This window comes from Bdellovibrio sp. MYbb2 (assembly GCF_056175685.1).
This window is the reverse complement of record NZ_JBJKJI010000004.1, coordinates 131,167-149,185: the sequence shown is the minus strand read 5'-3', so window position 1 is coordinate 149,185 and position 18,019 is coordinate 131,167. Positions and strand designations below refer to the sequence as shown.

The window sequence follows — 18,019 nt, the reverse complement described above, 5'->3', positions numbered from 1 at the left end:
CTCATTTTTTAAGTAATTACTTGATTACTTATGCAGATTCCGTTAGTTTGGTTCTCATATAAGTAAGTAATCGCGTACATACATAAGTGAGCTTTTGTTGATATTTGATCAACAATTACAGATAGATACTTTGGAGTCCAAACTCACAGGGTGTTTCGCGATATGCGGAGTTTCCCATGAAAGCCCTCGTTACCGTCCTTTTAACCCTTCTATTTGCCGCACAAGGAATTGCGGCAGACACGTCAACACCACCAGCACGCACGGCAGGTGAGTACGCTCTGAATTTCGGTGCCGTCTATGTGGCACAGTGGAGCGTGTATCTGATCACGCAGGAAAAGACCGTCGCCGATCACGGTTCCTGGGACAATTTCACCAGCTATCCGTTCAAGCCTGAATTTGATAAAGACAGCTTTGACTACAACATCTTCAAACACGCCTTGGCCGGGCAGTATTATTATCTTTTCTATCGCTATCGTGGTTATACCGAAACTGAAGCCTTTGCCTGGACATTCCTTTCTTCGCTGGCTTTCGAGTTTGCGGTGGAAACCTACACCGAGCCTCCAAGCATTCAGGATATCTATCAGACGCCGGTCTTTGGAACTCTTGTGGGGATGGGCTTTGAACGCTTAAGCCATCATCTGCGCGGGCAGGATTCGGCGTGGATGCGCGCTTTGGGCTACGCTCTGAATCCTTTCACCTTGTTGCCAAACTATCCGCAGGAACTGGCGGCGATGCCAAATGTGGGAACGGACTCCCTGGGACTGAATGTGTCCTGGAGGTATTGATATGAAAGAATCACTGTCTGTATTTTTGCTTTCAATGCTGCTGTCGGTGAGTGCCCTGGCGACAGATTTTGAGACCGACAATTGGAGCGACGGTCTGCATCTGCTGGCCGGTGGTGGATTCAATTCTGCTTTGTACACCTCTGATGACGACCATTCCGATGGCGGCGTGGGCGTGAATCTGAAGACCGACCTGCTTTATGTCTTTCATCCCGAATGGGCCGTGGAATGGAGTGCCAGTGTGAAATTCAACCGCATGGAGGACAGTTTCCTTTTATGGGACACACTGCTGACCATGGGGATTCGCACTCAGTTGCCAAAGATTTATCCCGAAATGGAAGGGACGCCTTATGCAAGGCTCTTTGTGGGGCGGGCTCCGACAGTTTTATTTCTGAATGGCGAAACTCCAAAAGGCGTTTCTGATCCCAGCACCAGTCGCATTCATTTCGACGGGCCGGTTGTGGGGTTGGGCTGGGGTATTTTGAAAAAGAATTCGAAAGGACAAGTGTGGTTCACAGAAATCGCTGCCACCGCCCAGACACTGGAAAGTGAAGAGGACGTGATGATGGACGGTGAAGTGCCCCTGGTCCTTTCCCGCAACCAGGTCACTAACAACGCACGCATTTACAGTATCGCCGTCACCTTCGGGATTTTGGCCTTTTAAGGAAGGTGTGTGATGTGGGAACAAATCGATCATCAGATATTTTTATTCATCAACAGCACTACTGCCAATCCGCTGTTTGATGTGTTTTTTCCATGGTGGACGGACTTTCAGAAATCCCCGTGGTTCCTGTTTATGGTGCTGCCGACTATTCTATTCTGGTTGTTCACGCGAACCCGCGTGAAAGGTGTGTTGGTCGTGGTTTCGGCCACGCTGGTGGCAAGTGTTGCTGATGTCCTTTCCGGAGATCTGATCAAACCCCTGTTTCAACGGGCAAGGCCGTTTCGCTCTGATATCGCCGATCTGGTGATGCTACGCGGGCCACAGCAGGGTGGGTTTTCTTTCCCTTCCAGTCACGCCGTGGATGCCTTTGCATTGGTTGCTTTCATTGCAGTGTTTTATCCCAAAGCAAGAATCCCTCTGCTGGCACTGGCGTCGTTAACAGCTTATTCCCGCGTGTATTGTGGGGTGCACTTCCCGGCAGACGTTGCCGTCGGGGCGCTTCTTGGCGGTCTTCTGGGGGCCGTGCTGGCGCTTATCGCAAAGCAGATCCTGATGAAATGGCAAAGGGGTCCGTCATGAAAAGCCTTGTTGTCGCTTTCTTGTTCGCCTTTTCTGCGGCCGCACAGGCTGAAGAAAATACTTTTTCGTGGCTTTGGCATCAGGAACTAAAACCCACCATCACAAATTCCTTCGACAGTGGGGGACAGCTGATTTTGCTGGTGGGCACGGCTGCCACGGTGACGGCACGCCAGTACGATCAAACGGTTTATAAAAACAATCTTAATCCCGACAAGCTGATCATGGATAAAGACACCGCCGATATCGGGGCGTATGTGGGAAGTGGTGGCCCGGGGATCGCCATTGCGCTAGCGCAACTGTGGCTGGATCCGCAAAATGGCCTGGCTCATAGCAAGGCTCTGGCCCTCACAGCGGCCAGTCACATCACCATGGCCTCTGTCATAGGCCGCGAACGCCCCAGCGGACGAGATTATCTGTCCTTCCCGTCGGGGCACGCATCCTCTTCCTATGCCACGGCCACATCGCTGGCCTACGCGTACGGCTACAAGATCGGCATTCCGGCCTTTGCCTTGGCAACCTTCGTGGCTGCTTCCCGGGTCAGTGAAAACATCCATTGGACCAGCGATGTGGTTGCGGGTGCCGCCTTGGGCATTTATTGGGGCCGCGCCAGCGCCCTGAACACCGGAAAGAGCGACTATAATATAGTCCCGGTCGTCGGGGGCGGAGTCGTGGGTCTCAGCTTCAGTCGCGAGTTTTAGCCCAGATGTCCTACGTTTTAGGGCACCTGTTCAGGCCTTTGACACCTGAACAGGAATTAAACATGGAACCAGTGTGGATTGTGAATTGCTTTAGCATCCGACGTTGAAATGAAAGGACGTTGTATGTTGAAGCTATTAAAGACTGCTGTGCTGTTTTTATGCGCCTTTGCCACGGCTATGGCCGCGACGGCAGACCGCGCTTATGCCTGGGGCAAAAAGAGAAGTACTTCCGCTTCGGAATTTATCTCCAATAAAAGAGTCACGGACTCTTTGGTGCAGGATCTGACCTGTAACAAGCTTAGCATCGACGGTATTTACTATCGTATTAAAGCTGACGCCTTTCATGAGTCCCGTAATATGCCCATCACCAATTGGCCTTTCCGCAGCGGCGTAGCCACGATCGCGGGCTGCTGGGCTTTAAGCAGCACCCAGCGCATGATCTCTTATATGGCTCGTTATAATGAGCCAACCAGCTTGCGGATGGACCAGATTTCACCGGGTCTGCTGAATCAGATTCGCGGTGGAACTCTTGAACTTATCAATGACAATCACAACAACGACAACCGCGGCAGCAGCTCCAGCACTGAGCGCATTATCACGCGTTCATTGAGAGCCAACAGCATCTTCCCGGTTCCATCCAATTCTTTGAGCGAAGACAAATGGCACACCAACAGTTTGTGGATGCGTTTGCTGGAAGGCTATGTTGAAAATGTGGATGGCAAGAACGTTCACAGGCATTTCCGTGCAGAGATTGAAGAAAATCAGGCCCGCCACTTCTTCCGTGCCGCCAATATCGGTATGGGTGCGGGTTCGGGTGATCGCAGCGCTAAAAAAAATCAGGAGTCTGTTTCTATTCTGCGCCGTAATGCCGACACCAAACGCCTGACGCTGATTAATCTGCGTGCTGGTCGCACGGCTCAGCACATCGTGATGGTGAAGTCTTACAAGGTCACTAACGACATCATTACCTTTACTGTTTATGACTCGAATCAGCCGTCAAAAGATCAGCTGCTTTATTACTCTGTGAAGAACAGCGCGTTCTATGCGCCGGATATCGTGGGACGCTTCGTGCTTGAAAACACCAGCCGCTCATTGGGCGTGTATGTTGTGGATGAAGACGAGCGGGAAATGCTGGAAGACGCCATGATGGCGCACTATCGAATCAAGTGCCGATAACTTAAGCAGAGCTTGTAAAAGCTTCAGATGACCGCCGTGCAAGGCGGTCATTTCGTTTCTGAAGCAGTTAAACGGGAATTTATTTCTAAATGACTGACAATTTGTGGCCCGTTCCTTGCTGTTCCGGGAACGGGGTCCGTGTAAGGCCCTTTTGACACCACTTTGTCACCTTTTTGATAAGGATAAGCTATGTCTCTCAGAATAGTTATAGTCTGCGCCCTGTGTTTGATGGCGCTCTCCATCGCAAGTGCCGAGAGTGTTTCCCTGCCATTGAACTCTGTAAAGAAGCCGGCGATGGATCTGGTCAACAGCTCCGGAACGGCTTTGGATGTGGGGCAGGCCGCAGCCCTTGCCAATCAGGGGTCTGATCTCAGTCTGCTAAATCCTCTTGAAAACAAGATGTGGCAAAACCGCGTTTATCCGGGTGTGGAAGACATTCCAGGCAGCTATCCGGTTGCTCAGCGCGGGGTGCAGTTCCTGTCTGAAGAAGCCGCCTTGCCATTCACTTACATGTCCCGCGTTCAGTCGCTGGAAAATCCGAATCTGTTCTATCGACTAAGCCTGTCCCGTTTGACTCATACAACTTTGATGCGTGCGGCTTTGTTAAGAAAGCTGGGTTACTATGTTCCGTCTCCGAAGTATTACCGCAACCTGCGTGTATTCTTCAAAACGGAAGCGGAAAAAGAATCCTTCCTGAAAAACGCCCAGGAATCCATGATTTCTGACTTCGAAAGCCGTGGCTGGGTGACGGAAGACAATAAAACCAATCACTCTGTGGTGTTTTCGGATGCGGTTCTTGAACCGGCTGTTGCGGAATATTTCGATATCCAGTGGGGTTATGCTCCAGATCCAAACAATCCCAATCAACTGCCTGCGGTACAACGCTATTCCCGTTACAGAGCTTACCGCGCTTTGATCCTGCCATTTGCTTTGGTTGATTTGCCAGAATCCGTGAACAGATTCAGTGCCAAGTTCGGTGCGGTTCTTTCCGGTCACGTGGTGATCAATCATCCTTCAGCTGAATCATTCTCGGCGGCAAGCTATGAAGACGTGCGCTGGTTGGTTCGCCGTATGGCAGAACTTCGCCACAGTGATTTTGTTGAAATCGTGCGTGCCGGCGCTTACCCGCAGGAACTTGAAGACCTGATCGTGGCAAAACTTCTGCACCGTGCTCACAATGCACTGGAGCTTTTCAACGTTAAGAATACTTCCGCGTTGCCATTGCCGGACCTGAATATCACTTCGCGATCTGGTTTGGTTAAAGACGGAAAAGTCACGCAGGAATTCGTTCCGGGCTATCCTCAGCGTTTTGCGCACGGGGACCGTCAGTCGCCGTTCCAGGACGGGGACCTTGAGCGTTATATGGGTATCCGTGCCAAATCCGCTGTGATCGGCACCGTGATGAACCACATCAACGAAAAGCTGGATTTGCTTTCTACATCTGATCTGTTCCAAAACCGTCGTGATGAAATTACTCAGCGAGTTCTGGAGCACATCCGTGAGCGTCCGTACGAGCCACTTTACCAAAAAGTGGAAGCGTGGGGCGGTCCCGTAGGTGGCTTCAATCTGGGTGCAACTCGTCACGTGACGACGGGCACTTACTTCGGCAGTTCTGCGCCAATTCAGTTGGTGGATAACGTGTCCGTAGCGGGTCGTCTGGGTTACTTCATGACTCTGGACGGGGTGCCTAAGATCACGCCAATGGCCGGCGCGAACATCATGGTAATGCGTGATTACACTCACGTACGCCCTTTGAACTCCATCCAGGAAGGCACGAAAGTGTCCTGGAAAGATCTTCTGGTTCCGCGCTTTATGTCGAAACTGTCAGCGGTTCTGGACGAAAAAGACCCTATCAAATCCCAGGAAGAGGGCAAACCAGCTCGTCAACCTCTGGATGCTTTCTTGAGCGAACTGCGCGAAGGTGAAGTGTTCACGGTGACGGACTCTATTGCTTTGTCCGCTTACGCTCAGGCGTCTTCATCTTTGGATGTTTTGATGGGTATTTCCCCGTTGAACTTCCTGAACACTGTGGCTGTGGGTGTGGATGCAAACCGCGCGATCCTGAGACAAACCAGCTTCATGCGCACCAAAGAGGGCGTGCAGGTTTACGTTCGTTCCCAGAACAGCAAAGCCATGGGTATGACCCTGGACATCAACTATTTCATCAACGTGATGCGTGTTCGCGCCAATACCACATGGGCGGAACTAAGCACGGACGCGTTCGTGATTGATTACAATCCCGAGTACGCGGAATACATTGATTCTGAAAATCAGGAAGCGAAGTTCGTAAAAGACTTCATCAAAACCCGTAATGACCTGAAACCGGCATTGCGTGCCTTGTTTAAGAGTAATGACCCGGAGTTGTTGTACGCCAACTTCAATCACCGCAAGTTCGAGATCGACCACAACCTGAAAACCCGCGAGATCCGAAACAAGTTCTTCGCGATGCGTGTGAATTCCTTTAACGAAGATCACACTTTGAAAATCCGTTATCCGCGCAGTGCAGAAGCTCCGGATCTGGATCCTAAAGACGAAGAAGTGACGCTGTTCTCTAATAAGCGCGGTGAACTGATCGGTCGTGATTTGCTGGGCTTTGCCTTTGACTGGGTTGAAGGTCTGATGAACAAGTGGTGGCCAAAAGGCCGTGTGGATCTGGCTCGTTCTGATGATCCAAATCCAGCCAATACTCCGTACGGTAAAGCGTACTGGAGAACCGTAACCACCGAATCCGACCTGACGACCAATGCGAAACAGTATCCATCCGTGGGTGTGGTTCAGCGTGTATGGGGCGGCTGGCACTTGAACCGCAAGAAATTCCTGAAATTGATCGACGAGGTTCAGGGCGAACTGAAAAGTTCTCCGGTGGGATCTTACCGTCTGATTGAAAAAGAAGCGTTCTCGAATGTGACGGCGGTGGATTTCTATCGTATCACGGCGAACCTTTCCATCCTTCCGGGTGGTTTGGACAAGATCAAAGACCTGATCCTGCAACCGGATCAGGACGGGAAGTCTGTTCCTAAAGCCAAGTTCATCGGTCGTCTGTTCCAGAAACTGAGCGAGAAAATGGGCCGTAAAGCCCGTCCTCACGATCAGGAGATGTTCAATGATATGGTCACAGTTCTGGGTAACGGTGACTTCAAACGTGGTAAATCCGAGTTCATCACTGCATGTCAGGAAGAACAGGATGCCCACAAAAAAGAAAGAACGATGAACTATCAGGGCTCTTGGGTGAATGGGACATACTTCGACTGTATGTTGCCGTGGATGGAAAGACTGCTGAAGCTTTCTGCCAGCTACCCGAAAGACAAAAAATCCCAGACGCAGTGGATGACCAACGTTGTTTACACTCTGGAAGAGGCGATTCCATTGCCTCAGCTTTTGAAGTTCCTGGGTAAGGACAACTACATTTACTTCGTGCGCATCAACGGCTTCCGTGCTGGCGATGAAGACGGGGATATTGAGTACTTCTCCAACACTTTGGGTGATCCGAAGCAGAACATCGAATACGCCAACGGTCTGATTCAGATGTTCGCGACGAAAACCCGTATTTCTCCAATCGAACTGGATAAATCCCTGGGGAGCTTCCGATGAGATCCTTGATTCTTTCTGTTATCTCCTTGAGCTTCCTGGCAAGCCACGCTGTGGCTGCCGATCCTTTTGCGCACATGCAATGGGGTTTGAACAATCAGGGTGTGCCGCAAATGATCGACCTGGATCCATTGCACACCTATAAAATTCCTGCCCGAGTTCAGGAAGACGTACGTCTGCCATCCCCGGTAAAAGCGAAAAACAAAGTCATCGTGGCCGTGCTGGATACCGGTATCGCCAAAAATCACCCGGATCTGAAGGGTGTCATTCGTCGCAATGAATCCGAGTGCCGGGCTTTGGCGAAGTTTGAAGCCTGCGTGGCCGACAGCGACCGCAAAACCTGTGAAAAGAAATGGATGGATCTGAGCAATCCGGAAGTGGATCAGGATAAAAACGGATACCCACTGGATTGTCAGGGCTGGAGCTTGCTGGGTGGCGTGAATGCTGCCGGCATTATGGGCCGTCCGGACTTTGGCGATGACCAGGGTCACGGGACTCACGTCGCAGGTATTATCGCGGCGGAAGTCGACAACAATATCGGTGTGCGTGGTTTGAGCGAAAACGTCGAGATCCTGCCCGTGCAGGTGATCGGTGTTCAGCCTTCTGAACCGATGAAGCCTTTGTCTATTTATGATTCCCCGCAAGAGACCGGCCGTGAAAGTGTCACCCGCAGTCTGGGGGACATGGTTGGCCGTGGTGTGATCTATGCGATGCGTTCGGGCGCCAAGGTGATCAACTTCTCTATGGGTTGGCCTCAGGCGAAAGATTCTGATTTCATGCGCAAAGTGATTGCGGAAGCTCAAGCCCGCGGTGTGATCATCGTGGCTGCTGCCGGCAATGACTCGACTCGTGCACTTCTTCGTCCGTGCGCTTATCCAAATGTTATTTGCGTGGGGGCGGCCGGTCCGGATGGCGCGTTCTCGCATTTCTCTAACTTTGGCAGTGGTGTGGATATTGTGGCTCCGGGTGTGAACATCCTGAGCACTTATCCTGAAAGCAAACGTCCGGTGCGTTTCCGTTCAACTTTGGGTTACGAATACCTTTCTGGAACTTCCCAAGCGTCGCCTTATGTGGCGGCTGCGGTGGCCGAGCTGATGGCTCGCGGTGTTCCGGCCGATGAGATTTACGCAAGACTTGTGCTGGGTGCCCGTCCTTTGAAATCCAACCTTTCTCTGGTTTCTGGCGGCTCTCATGAACAAGGACAAGCGCTGAGCCCGGAAAGGGAAATTTACAAAAAATATTCTGTTGCCGGTAACATGGACGTTGAGCAGTCCCTGAAAGTTTTCGTGCAGCCGTTGATTGTTCCTGCTGACAAGGAAAAAGTCGAAATCAACTGGGATCGTAAGAGCAAAGATTTGAGCTTCGAGATTTCTTTTGTGAACAAATGGCAGGCCATTGATATCGGCAAGGTGAAAATGAACGCTCAGTTCATCAAGCCTCATGTGGATGCGGTTCGCCCTTGGATCACAGCCATCAAAGAAGCGGCTCCATATCCAGGTGTGTGGAAGCAGAATGAAGTGCGCAAGTACGTTGTGATGATGAGTCTGGTGGATTCTCAGGATCCATCCCAGTCCCGCATTCCAAGTGAACTGGATTTGACCGTAGACGTGCGTGTTGGTGATGCCGAAGCCCGCCGTTATGTCTTTGAAAGTGAAGTCGTGGTCAGCGTGACGCCGGAAATGGCTTCCGCCGACGTGAAAACGTTTAATATCACTGGCATGCCAAGAACCCGTGTGTCCTTCCTGCCTTTGGATGAAAATCTGGACAACCATCCGGAACAGCGTGATTACCTGGCTTTGGGTCAGCAGAACAACACCTGGCAGTTGTGGCTGGTTGCTGACAACGGCAACGGCGCTTACACCGCTGTGGGTGGCACTAAAATCCGCCCTGAAGGTGAAGCCGACAATCTGCGTGAACAGGTTCTGACCCGTTTGGATCTAAACGGTGACGGTCAAAGCGAATACGTGATGGGTATTCTGGAAGACAAATCCGAGTTGGACGAACCCGAAGCATCCCCAATGACGTTCTATATCTTTGATAAAGCCATGAAGCTGCTAGAGACCTTCAAGTATTCTGCAGAGCTGGCTCCGGCGCCTTATCAGATGTACTGGCAGAAAATTGGTGGCACCAAACGCCCGGCGTGGGTGGGAGGTGGTAAAGATCCATCCAAAAAACGTGGTTTGAAAGAGCGCTGGGAAAATCCGGACAACTATGAAAAGGCCCAGACACGTTTCTATTTCCTGAACGAAAAGAATGAACTCAAAGCCCTGGAAGAACATCAGGGTTACAAGATCATCGACGTGATCGAACCGCGCCGTGAACAGATGGTGGCGGGACGTGTGCCTGTTTTGCTGGCAAAAAACCAGGGAACAGAAGCCAAGCCAAGTTATCTATATAATTTCGCCATCGCTGAGGTGGTGGAAGGCCGTATCGAAAACTTCATGGAGCTGGATCTGTTTGCCCACCAAACCACTTACCGCAACATCCTTGATACCCGTGTCGACAAGGTTCATGCCCTGGATTACGGCAAGGACGAGTTCGCGGGCAGCTTCTGGTTCGGTGAAGGTTTGAACCGTCAACAGCGTTTGTCGGTCTTTGATAACAAGAACTGGGAACTGTTAGACCAGCAGCTGGGGGCGGAACGGTCCCAATTTGACTCCGCTTTGTGGGTGCGCGCCGTGTTTGCGGGGCTGCAGCGTAAAGGAGCCTTTGTTCTAACGAACTCGGAAATCCAGTATCACGACCTCGTGACGACCCGTGTAGTAAGCAAAAGTTTCGAGCGTTACACGTTCTTCCCCGACATGTTGATGACGAATTTGTACTTCCCGCTGACTTTAAAGGATGCGCGCGACGCATCAACGAAGATTCCAGCGCTATTTACCACGGAAAGTTCGGAACTCAGCCGTGGTGTCAAAATGTTGGTACCGGTTTTTGCAAGGGATGGATCTGCGATCGAACTGGTGTCACCAGCGCGCTTGAGATTCAAGTCTTCGACAGGGTGTCGTCCGATGGATACACCGGTCTTTGACGGGGTCAAGGGAGCCCACTCGTTCGATTACTACTGCGGCGATAAATTGCTGAGAGTTAATTTAACTTACTAAACAAAAACGAATATAAGAGTTCGATTTTTAACAAAACCTATAAGGGGGAACCATCATGAAAAATGTTATGCGCGTAGTTCTTGCGTCTGTAGTTGCGACTAGCTTTGCTGCCTGCGGCGGCGGAGGCGGTGGTGGCGGTGGCGGCGGCTCTGCACCAGTTATCTACTACCCATATGAAACTGTATACGGTGACGTGTGCCAAACTCAGGAAGCTTCTCCAGGCTGTACTTTCCTGAAATCCACTGGCGAGCGTATCAAAGTAACAGACGATCCTGATTACAACAGAGGCGGTTACGGTTCTGACGACCTTTGGTATGTTAAATTTGATTCCAACGGTAAAGCTGCGGTTTACAACGACCTTGGCGTGTTCCAGTACTATGCTAACGTAAGCGAATTCGCTGGTTACGTTGGTGGCAATACTATCGGTGTGGGCACAACTGGTTTCTACTGGGAAGATATCTCCAGTGGTACTTACTGGTTGGGTAAAAACGGCGTTCTATACAATGCGAACTCCGGTGAATCCAACTACGGTCAAGCTATCAATGACAAAACTTCTTCTTCTGCTTCAGACACAAACTTTGCTGCTTTGAACTCTGATGCCAATAAAGAGCTTGTTAAAATGGCTTCTGATCGTCTGATGAAAGAATACGGGTTCAAACAAGACAAAGCGGTTGCGGTTGCTTCTGCATTGAATTCTTGGGCAGTTGCTGCTGCTGAACGCGGTACTACTTCTGAAAAAGACATGGACAAGACTTTCAAAGCTGTCTTCGGTGTTCAGTTCTCTGACGCTTTGGCTGCTGCTAAAGATCTTTCCTTCGGTGACAACTCTGGCATGCAAGACCTGACTAACAGATCTGCTGCTGCGTTGGGTTTGAAACCTCACCAGGCTCAGAAGTTCATGAAGGGCATGTACAAAAAAGCTCTTGCTAACTGGGGTTACGACGAATCCAGCTTCAACTGGTAATTGTCTTCTTAACTTAAATGTTGTTGTAAAAGAAGAGGCTCCCAAAAGGAGCCTCTTTCTTTTTTGTGAACTAAAGAATCTCGGGGGGGACATTCTTTGGTTCTTGCAAGCCGTCTTCGGAGGGGGAGTCCTCAACAACCTGCTCAATAATAAGAGCCTTCAGGAAAGTCTTCCGGTTAACGAAATAATAAACAGCTCCACTGGCAAGTCCCAGCAAGAATCCATACCAGTGCGCCAGATAACTGATCGAAGGGTCAAAGGCCGAAGCCGGGAAGAACACCCCCAACGCCACACCGAACGCGCGCAGCATTCGTTGAGTCTTGGTTCGCTGCTGATCCAATAACAGATACAGAATCAACCACGCAGCCCCCATCCAGTAAACCACACCGCTGATGCCGACCAGTTTCACCGCCGGGTCATAACTTAATAGAGTTAAGTAATTGGTGAAGCCCCCGATAACTAAAGCCGCCGCCGGGAAAAACCACAGACTGAAATAGCCGCTTAAGAAATATCCTAATACAAAGATCCCCAAAGAATTCGAAGCCAGATGCCCCAGATCCGCATGGGCAAACAGGGCCGTCCACAGACGCCAGTATTCGTGGTTTTTAAAGACCGCTTCACCCGAGGCCGGTAAAAGGGCCCCAATACCGCCCCAATTGCGCCAATAGACGACGGACAGGGCAATCAACGTAAACACACTCCAAGCCGCTATAAGGCTTGCACGGAAGTGGGGACGGCGGCTGAGCCACGTTCGGCGAACGACCAGAAAGCTATTGGGTGAAGTGGACTGCATCGAAACCTCCGAAGTTCAAAGGTGGGTCGGGAACCGGGGAAGTCAAGGCGGGTCAAAAAAGAAGGGGCTCTGCTTAGGAGCCCCTTATAAAAATCAATTAAGTTCGGATGCTAATTAGTGACCGCGGGACACGCGAACCTTGTTGATAAGCATTTTGTCAGGAGCGCCGTCCTTGTCCGCGAATGTTTCGTAGGAAATCACAGTCTCGCCATAGCTGACACCGACGATCAGATGCTGGATGTCCAAGTGGCATTCAAAGATCCCGTCATAGCTGACAAAGATGCAGTTATTCTTGATAGTCGCAGCACCCTGGCCCGCAGAGATCATCGCGCGGGATAAGATGGCAGACAGTTTTTCATCAGAGCGAACATCACCTTCCAGAGTGATTGCACTGGCGCTGTCGATCAGAATTTCCAGTGCTTTTGCATTGGTTTCAGCGGCAGAAAGGCCCTTGGCAAAACCGGGCAGGGCAAACAGCAGAGACAGGGATAATACAGCCAGCTTTTTCATTTGAGTGATCCTTTGTTAGGGGCCTTTTTAAATCGCGGATTTATTCAGCTATCCAGTTAAAAAATTGCAAAGTTCCGCCACCAATATCCAGCAAGTCTGATGCCGTGTCGGTAAGGACTGTATTGCTTTAAGCTGGTTTCGGCTGTCGAACCCGACATTTTTTGTCAGCGATAACCCGTTCAGGTGAACCCTTCCGGAGCGCTCAGGAGTATTCTGAAATCAGGAAAGCTATATCCTGTTTACGTTGCACCGAGGAATTTATGGATTCTGCGAATTTTAAAACTCTATGTGAAAGACTCAGCCAGTCTCTGCAGCGAGAAGATGTCAACATCAAGCCCTACCGCAGTGAGGCTCTGGCAAGTTTCAACTCGCTCGAGCCTGCGCAGAAGGAGCGGGCCTTTAAAACCCTGCGGGACTACGTGGACATCTGCGAGGGCGCACAGAAAGAGCATATCTCGCTGCGCGATTCTGAACGTTTCTGTCGAAAAGCTCTTGAACGCTGGGGTCTTTCACCTTCATCGGATTTCTTTATCGGCGTGGAAAACGGGGATTGTGTCGAGGTGTATACTGAAGAAGGATTTCAGGTCTTTCGCAATCTCAGATTCTTTGAGCTGAGCAGTTATACCGTGGAAGAACTTTATTGCATCGAGTGGTGGAAGCTGTTCGGACGGAATCCTGGATTGACGGAAAAACTTTTTTCGATGTGTCTGCAAACCCTGCAGGGCAGAACGCCGGGAACTTTGGTATTTGATATGCCCGAACACGATGTGTGGGAAAGTGTTTCAGCGGAAAAACGGCATTTTATGGTTCAGCCGAAGTTTGGTTCGGCCCTGCACAGAGAGGGCCGAATTCTGGGGTTCCTGGTGGCAAACCGGGTGCGCCCGCAAAAGACTTAGAAATAGCCCATCAAACCTGCTTGCATCGCAAGGCCTGACACCACGTTGTCAGAGGCAACTCCGCCGGATTGTTTTTGATAAACGTATCCACCATCAAGACGGAAACCGACATTGCTGCCCGTCGGGAACCACTTCACAAACGGACCTGCGAAGAATTCCATGATGTCGCGTTTTGAACCGGCACCGTTATCCAGCTGACCGATATCAAACAAACCACCCAAACCATAGATGAAGATTTCACCCGGTGTATTGGCGATCATGTTGTAATCAGCCCAGCCGCCGAACTTGAACAGTGTGCTGGTCAGGCTGCCGGTGGCGTCGGCTGCATAGGACGCCAAAGGACCGAACTCATAGGTTGCATAGTTCCAGCCAAAACGGCCCGCGATTGCAATATCTGTTTCGTTAGATGCGCCTGCGGCATCAGACTTTGTGTTGGTCAGATCAAAGGAAACAGCGATCAGGTAGCGGCGCATGGACTGGCTCATGGTGGTGTCGCCGAATTCATCCGGTGCCAGCTCATAGACCTGTCCCGGGGCCAGGCTGCCGCCAGAGAAGTCAATAATGGCCTGGCTGCCTTTCACTTTGCGTACTTTGATTTTTTGCGCAAAGGCGGAGCTGGAGAAGGCCAGCAACAGGATCAAAAGAAAGCACTTTTTCATAACACCTCTTCAAGTCATGCAGGATGGATATCAAGACTAAAGTCTTTCAATCGGCACGAAAGCTGTCAACGAGAAGTTGTCTCAGAGTGAGACGTAAAACTTTCTCGAGTTTAAGTAAATGGCGCGTTTAGCCGAACAAAAGATGGTAAACAGGGGAACAAAGGGAGTGCCATGTCTTCTTCCTGGGGAAACATTCCAACTTGGGCTTACGATGCCGCCCAGGCGCTGATGCAGTCATTGAAGGTCGTAGACCCTTTGACGTATGCCCATTGCTGCCGTGTCGGGGAGATGTCTCGTAAACTGGCGCGCGATGCAGGCTTGAATGAGTATCAGCAGAAGCTGGCTGAATTTGCCGGCCTTTTCCACGATATTGGCAAAATCGGTGTGCCTCAAGAGATCATCGCCAAGCCGGGTAAACTGACTGATCAGGAATATGAACTGATGAAGTGCCATCCGGTGCTGAGTGAAGAGATCATCAAGCCGTTGGCGACCCATGATTTCTTTGCCGAGATTCTGCCGGGCATTCGCGGACATCACGAACGTGTCGATGGCCGTGGTTATCCGGACAAAAAGAATGGCGACGAGATTCCGCTGATTGCGCGTATTATCCTGGTGGTTGACACCTGTGATGCCATGTCAGAAACCCGCGCTTACCGCAAAGGTCTGCCGATGGAAGTGGTGTACGAAGAACTGAAACGTTGCTCGGGCACGCAGTTCGATCCGCAGCTGGTGCAGATCTTCCTGAAGGCGCACGAGCACTGGAAGGACCAGAAGCAGGATCAGGACACTCTGAATTACCTGATCAAAAAAATCGCATAAAAAAAGGCCGGTTTCCCGGCCTTTTTCATTTGAACTATTTCTGTTTGTTCGTGCTTTCAAAGATCTTGTCAGCAGATTTTGCGACAAAGCCCTGATACAGCTGGCCGTTGTCCAGCGCATAGCGTTTTGCGAACTCATAGTAGCAGCCCGGAATATTGTGGGTGCTGCCGTCGTCGAAGCTCACCGGAATTTCAGAAGCCATGGTGGAGCTTTGCTCCAGATAGTCCGCTTTGGTCCCTTTGATTTCACCGCCGGATTTGTTCAGCGTATAGCCTTTGTCCTGAACGAACTTGTTCAAAGTCGGCAGATCGTTGAACTTGTTCAGTTTGTTCACGTTCACCGTGAAGTGATTTGGACGGAAGCCGTAAGCCGCCACCCAGGAAGCGTATTCGGATTCTTCCGCCAGTTTTGCGTAAGTTTCCCAGTTTACTTTCCAAGGGCGTCCCGCCATGGCGAAAGTTTCGCTTTCAATCACAGATTCCGGAACCTGTGCCACCAGTTGGTTCACAGTTTCACGGACGAAAGGGGACACCTTTTCAAGCTCCAGTTCGCTGATGAAAATCTTTGGATTGTCCATGTTCGGGTGTTCGTAGTGTTTGGCGTAAAGCTTTTTTTCCACGAACGTGTATTCGCCTTTTTCAACGTAACCCAGTTTTTTGAAGTGCTTTGCCAGGGATTCAATCCCCAGGCGCGGGTGGTTGAAGGTGCGAAGAGCAATATGGTCATTCAGCACGGTTTCACCTTCAGAGGTGAAAATGTCGTAAATGCGTTTTGCCGCAGGATTCAGTTGGCAGTAATCCACCCACATCTTTTGCAACAGAGTGTCCAGATTCATCATGGCGATCTCCTAAATATTATTTCAGCACTGACGAGACTACCCCTGTTGTCAGAGTGGTGCAATCCTTTAATGGCCGCGAGCGTTAAGCGTTGGACACGGTGGAATTATCGCGAACAATAGGGGGCTCTGGGGAAAAGAATGACAACATTGCCTGAGATCCAGCAAATCGAAAAAAAAATCGCGCAACTGGGCTCCACCGCCCGGGCGGAGATTTTGACCCATAGTCAGTACGAAGACCTGCGCTTTCCAATTTACAAAGTTTCTTTTGGCAGTCAGGACCCGCAGGCTCCGGTGCTGGGTTTTGTCGGTGGAGTGCACGGACTTGAACGCATCGGTGCTCAAGTCTGTGTTGCTTTGATGAGCTCTTTGGCGGAGCTGTCCCAGTGGGACGAAAGCATTCAGCAGACCCTTGAAAAAGTCCGCATCTTTTTCATTCCGACGGTGAACCCGGTCGGGATCTATCGCAAAACCCGCTGCAATCCTCAGGGCGTGGATTTGATGCGCAATGCGCCCATCGATGCTGACAACCCACAGTTTTTGCTGGGCGGTCATCGCTACAGTAAAAAACTGCCTTGGTATCGCGGTGAAGAAGGCGCGCCGATGCAGCTTGAAGCGCAAGCTCTGGTGGACTGTGTCCAGCAGGAAATCGCGCAAAGCAAACTGGCGATAACTTTGGATCTGCATTCGGGTTTTGGTCTGCAGGACCGCCTGTGGTTCCCGTATGCCAAGACGGTGCAGCCTTATCCGGAACTGCATCTGTGTCACGCGCTGAAAGACCTTTTGGATCGCACGTATCCGCATCATTTTTATCGTTTTGAACCGCAAGCCCAGAACTACACCACGCACGGGGATTTGTGGGATTATCTGTACGACAATCACCGCGCCCGTCCTGGCAACGGCCTCTATGTGCCGCTGTGTCTGGAAATGGGTTCATGGCTTTGGGTGAAGAAAAATCCGTGGCAGATTTTCAGCGCGGAAGGTCCGTTCAATCCACTGAAAGGACATCGTCACAAACGCACACTGCGCCGTCATAACACGCTGATGGAGTTTTTAATCCGCGCGGTGAATTCGCCGCAAGCATGGGCAACGCAGAATCAGGAACAGGTCCGGCAGCATGACATCCGGGCCAGGGAGCTTTGGTATGGCAACATCTAGAAACTGGCTATTGCTGCGCGGGCTGGCGCGCGGAGTGGGGCATTGGGGATCTTTCTCTGAAAAAATTCAGCAGCACTTCCCGAATGATAAATTCGAGTTTTTGGATCTGCCGGGCAATGGTTCCCGGCACGGTGAAACCAGTCCGATCAAAATTTCTGAATACGTCAAAGATCTGCGCGCACGTTGTTCTTATGTGCAAAAGGGCGAACCGTTTCAGGTGTTGTCGGTCTCTTTGGGGGCGATGATCACGGTGGAATGGATGAAGGAATACCCTCATGAAATCCGCAAGGCCACTTTGGTGTGCACAAGCTCTGGCGGTTTTTCTCCGTTTTATCGTCGCTTTATTGCCGGCAACATTCCCAAAGGTTTGAAGCTGATCGGTCGTGAAAAAGATGAAACCTTCTGGGAAAAAACGATTCTTGGAATGATCACCAACAGCCACGAACGGCGCGAAGAAGAAATCGGCGCGATGATGGAATATACGAAACAGCACCCGATGAACCCTCAGAACGTGATTCGTCAGATGCTGGCGGCGTCTCGTTATCGCTTCCCGGATTCAGCTCCAGGTGATATCCGCCTGCTGGGAAGTCACGGGGATCGTCTGGTTTCCCCAACCTGCACTTTGAAGATCGCAGAAAAGTGGGGCGTGCGCGCGGAAATGCACCCATGGGCGGGGCATGATGTACCCATTGACGACCCGCAATGGCTGCTGGAGCACTTGCTCTAAAACGCCTGTTTTTACACAGGATTTCAAAGGAAGTTTTTTCAAACAGAGCGAGGTTTTTTTACCATCAGCT

The 18,019-nt window shown here is 50.8% G+C and carries 16 protein-coding genes; 12 read left to right on the top strand and 4 right to left on the bottom strand.

The window, feature by feature from the left end:
- Positions 1-176: 176 nt before the first annotated feature.
- The 8 genes from AC04MQ_RS17340 (at position 177) to AC04MQ_RS17305 (ending at position 11,552) form a co-directional block, all read left to right on the top strand.
- Positions 177-785 (top strand): DUF3943 domain-containing protein, encoded by a 609-nt coding sequence (locus AC04MQ_RS17340; protein ID WP_475392694.1) that lies wholly within the window; start codon positions 177-179, stop codon positions 783-785.
- Between the two features lies 1 nt (position 786).
- The gene (locus AC04MQ_RS17335; RefSeq protein WP_015091499.1) at positions 787-1,446 is read left to right on the top strand and encodes a hypothetical protein; all 660 of its coding nucleotides are present in this window, start codon (positions 787-789) and stop codon (positions 1,444-1,446) included.
- A 12-nt stretch (positions 1,447-1,458) separates the two neighbouring features.
- Positions 1,459-2,025, top strand: coding sequence for a phosphatase PAP2 family protein (locus tag AC04MQ_RS17330; protein WP_015091498.1), 567 nt, complete (start codon positions 1,459-1,461; stop codon positions 2,023-2,025).
- On the top strand, positions 2,022-2,723 hold the full coding sequence (locus AC04MQ_RS17325) for a phosphatase PAP2 family protein (RefSeq protein WP_475392693.1): 702 nt from the start codon (positions 2,022-2,024) through the stop codon (positions 2,721-2,723). The genes AC04MQ_RS17330 and AC04MQ_RS17325 overlap by 4 nt, the downstream gene beginning before the upstream one ends.
- A 123-nt stretch (positions 2,724-2,846) precedes the next feature.
- On the top strand, positions 2,847-3,899 hold the full coding sequence (locus AC04MQ_RS17320) for a hypothetical protein (protein ID WP_015091496.1): 1,053 nt from the start codon (positions 2,847-2,849) through the stop codon (positions 3,897-3,899).
- A 189-nt stretch (positions 3,900-4,088) separates the two neighbouring features.
- Positions 4,089-7,490 carry a hypothetical protein gene (locus AC04MQ_RS17315; RefSeq protein ID WP_475392692.1) on the top strand — a complete coding sequence of 1,134 codons (3,402 nt, stop codon included), beginning with the start codon at positions 4,089-4,091 and terminating at the stop codon, positions 7,488-7,490.
- On the top strand, positions 7,487-10,588 hold the full coding sequence (locus AC04MQ_RS17310) for a S8 family serine peptidase (RefSeq protein ID WP_475392691.1): 3,102 nt from the start codon (positions 7,487-7,489) through the stop codon (positions 10,586-10,588). Before AC04MQ_RS17315 ends, AC04MQ_RS17310 begins: the two co-directional genes overlap by 4 nt.
- A 55-nt stretch (positions 10,589-10,643) precedes the next feature.
- The gene (locus AC04MQ_RS17305; RefSeq protein WP_041577769.1) at positions 10,644-11,552 is read left to right on the top strand and encodes a hypothetical protein; all 909 of its coding nucleotides are present in this window, start codon (positions 10,644-10,646) and stop codon (positions 11,550-11,552) included.
- Positions 11,553-11,622: 70 nt separating this feature from the next.
- Here the strand turns inward: AC04MQ_RS17305 and AC04MQ_RS17300 are convergent, their stop codons facing one another.
- Positions 11,623-12,345, bottom strand: a complete 723-nt coding sequence (locus tag AC04MQ_RS17300; protein WP_475392690.1) for a rhomboid family intramembrane serine protease — start codon at positions 12,343-12,345, stop codon at positions 11,623-11,625.
- Positions 12,346-12,459: 114 nt separating this feature from the next.
- Entirely contained in the window at positions 12,460-12,855 is a 396-nt protein-coding gene (locus AC04MQ_RS17295) for a hypothetical protein (protein ID WP_475392689.1), read from the bottom strand.
- Between the two features lie 260 nt (positions 12,856-13,115).
- On the opposite strand from AC04MQ_RS17295, the gene AC04MQ_RS17290 reads away from it, so the two are divergent.
- The gene (locus AC04MQ_RS17290; RefSeq protein WP_015091490.1) at positions 13,116-13,751 is read left to right on the top strand and encodes a hypothetical protein; all 636 of its coding nucleotides are present in this window, start codon (positions 13,116-13,118) and stop codon (positions 13,749-13,751) included.
- Here AC04MQ_RS17290 and AC04MQ_RS17285 read toward each other — a convergent pair.
- Positions 13,748-14,410: a hypothetical protein gene (locus AC04MQ_RS17285; RefSeq protein WP_475392688.1), complete on the bottom strand. Its 663-nt coding sequence runs from the start codon at positions 14,408-14,410 to the stop codon at positions 13,748-13,750. The two genes, AC04MQ_RS17290 and AC04MQ_RS17285, sit on opposite strands and share 4 nt — an antisense overlap.
- Before the next feature lie 171 nt (positions 14,411-14,581).
- Between AC04MQ_RS17285 and AC04MQ_RS17280 the strand changes: the two genes are divergently transcribed.
- Positions 14,582-15,229 (top strand): HD-GYP domain-containing protein, encoded by a 648-nt coding sequence (locus tag AC04MQ_RS17280; RefSeq protein ID WP_015091488.1) that lies wholly within the window; start codon positions 14,582-14,584, stop codon positions 15,227-15,229.
- 34 nt (positions 15,230-15,263) lie between these two features.
- Here the strand turns inward: AC04MQ_RS17280 and AC04MQ_RS17275 are convergent, their stop codons facing one another.
- Positions 15,264-16,067 carry a DUF1338 domain-containing protein gene (locus tag AC04MQ_RS17275; RefSeq protein ID WP_015091487.1) on the bottom strand — a complete coding sequence of 268 codons (804 nt, stop codon included), beginning with the start codon at positions 16,065-16,067 and terminating at the stop codon, positions 15,264-15,266.
- A 138-nt stretch (positions 16,068-16,205) separates the two neighbouring features.
- Between AC04MQ_RS17275 and AC04MQ_RS17270 the strand changes: the two genes are divergently transcribed.
- The gene (locus AC04MQ_RS17270; protein WP_015091486.1) at positions 16,206-17,222 is read left to right on the top strand and encodes a M14 family zinc carboxypeptidase; all 1,017 of its coding nucleotides are present in this window, start codon (positions 16,206-16,208) and stop codon (positions 17,220-17,222) included.
- On the top strand, positions 17,209-17,949 hold the full coding sequence (locus AC04MQ_RS17265; RefSeq protein ID WP_041577768.1) for an alpha/beta fold hydrolase: 741 nt from the start codon (positions 17,209-17,211) through the stop codon (positions 17,947-17,949). Before AC04MQ_RS17270 ends, AC04MQ_RS17265 begins: the two co-directional genes overlap by 14 nt.
- Positions 17,950-18,019: the final 70 nt, after the last annotated feature.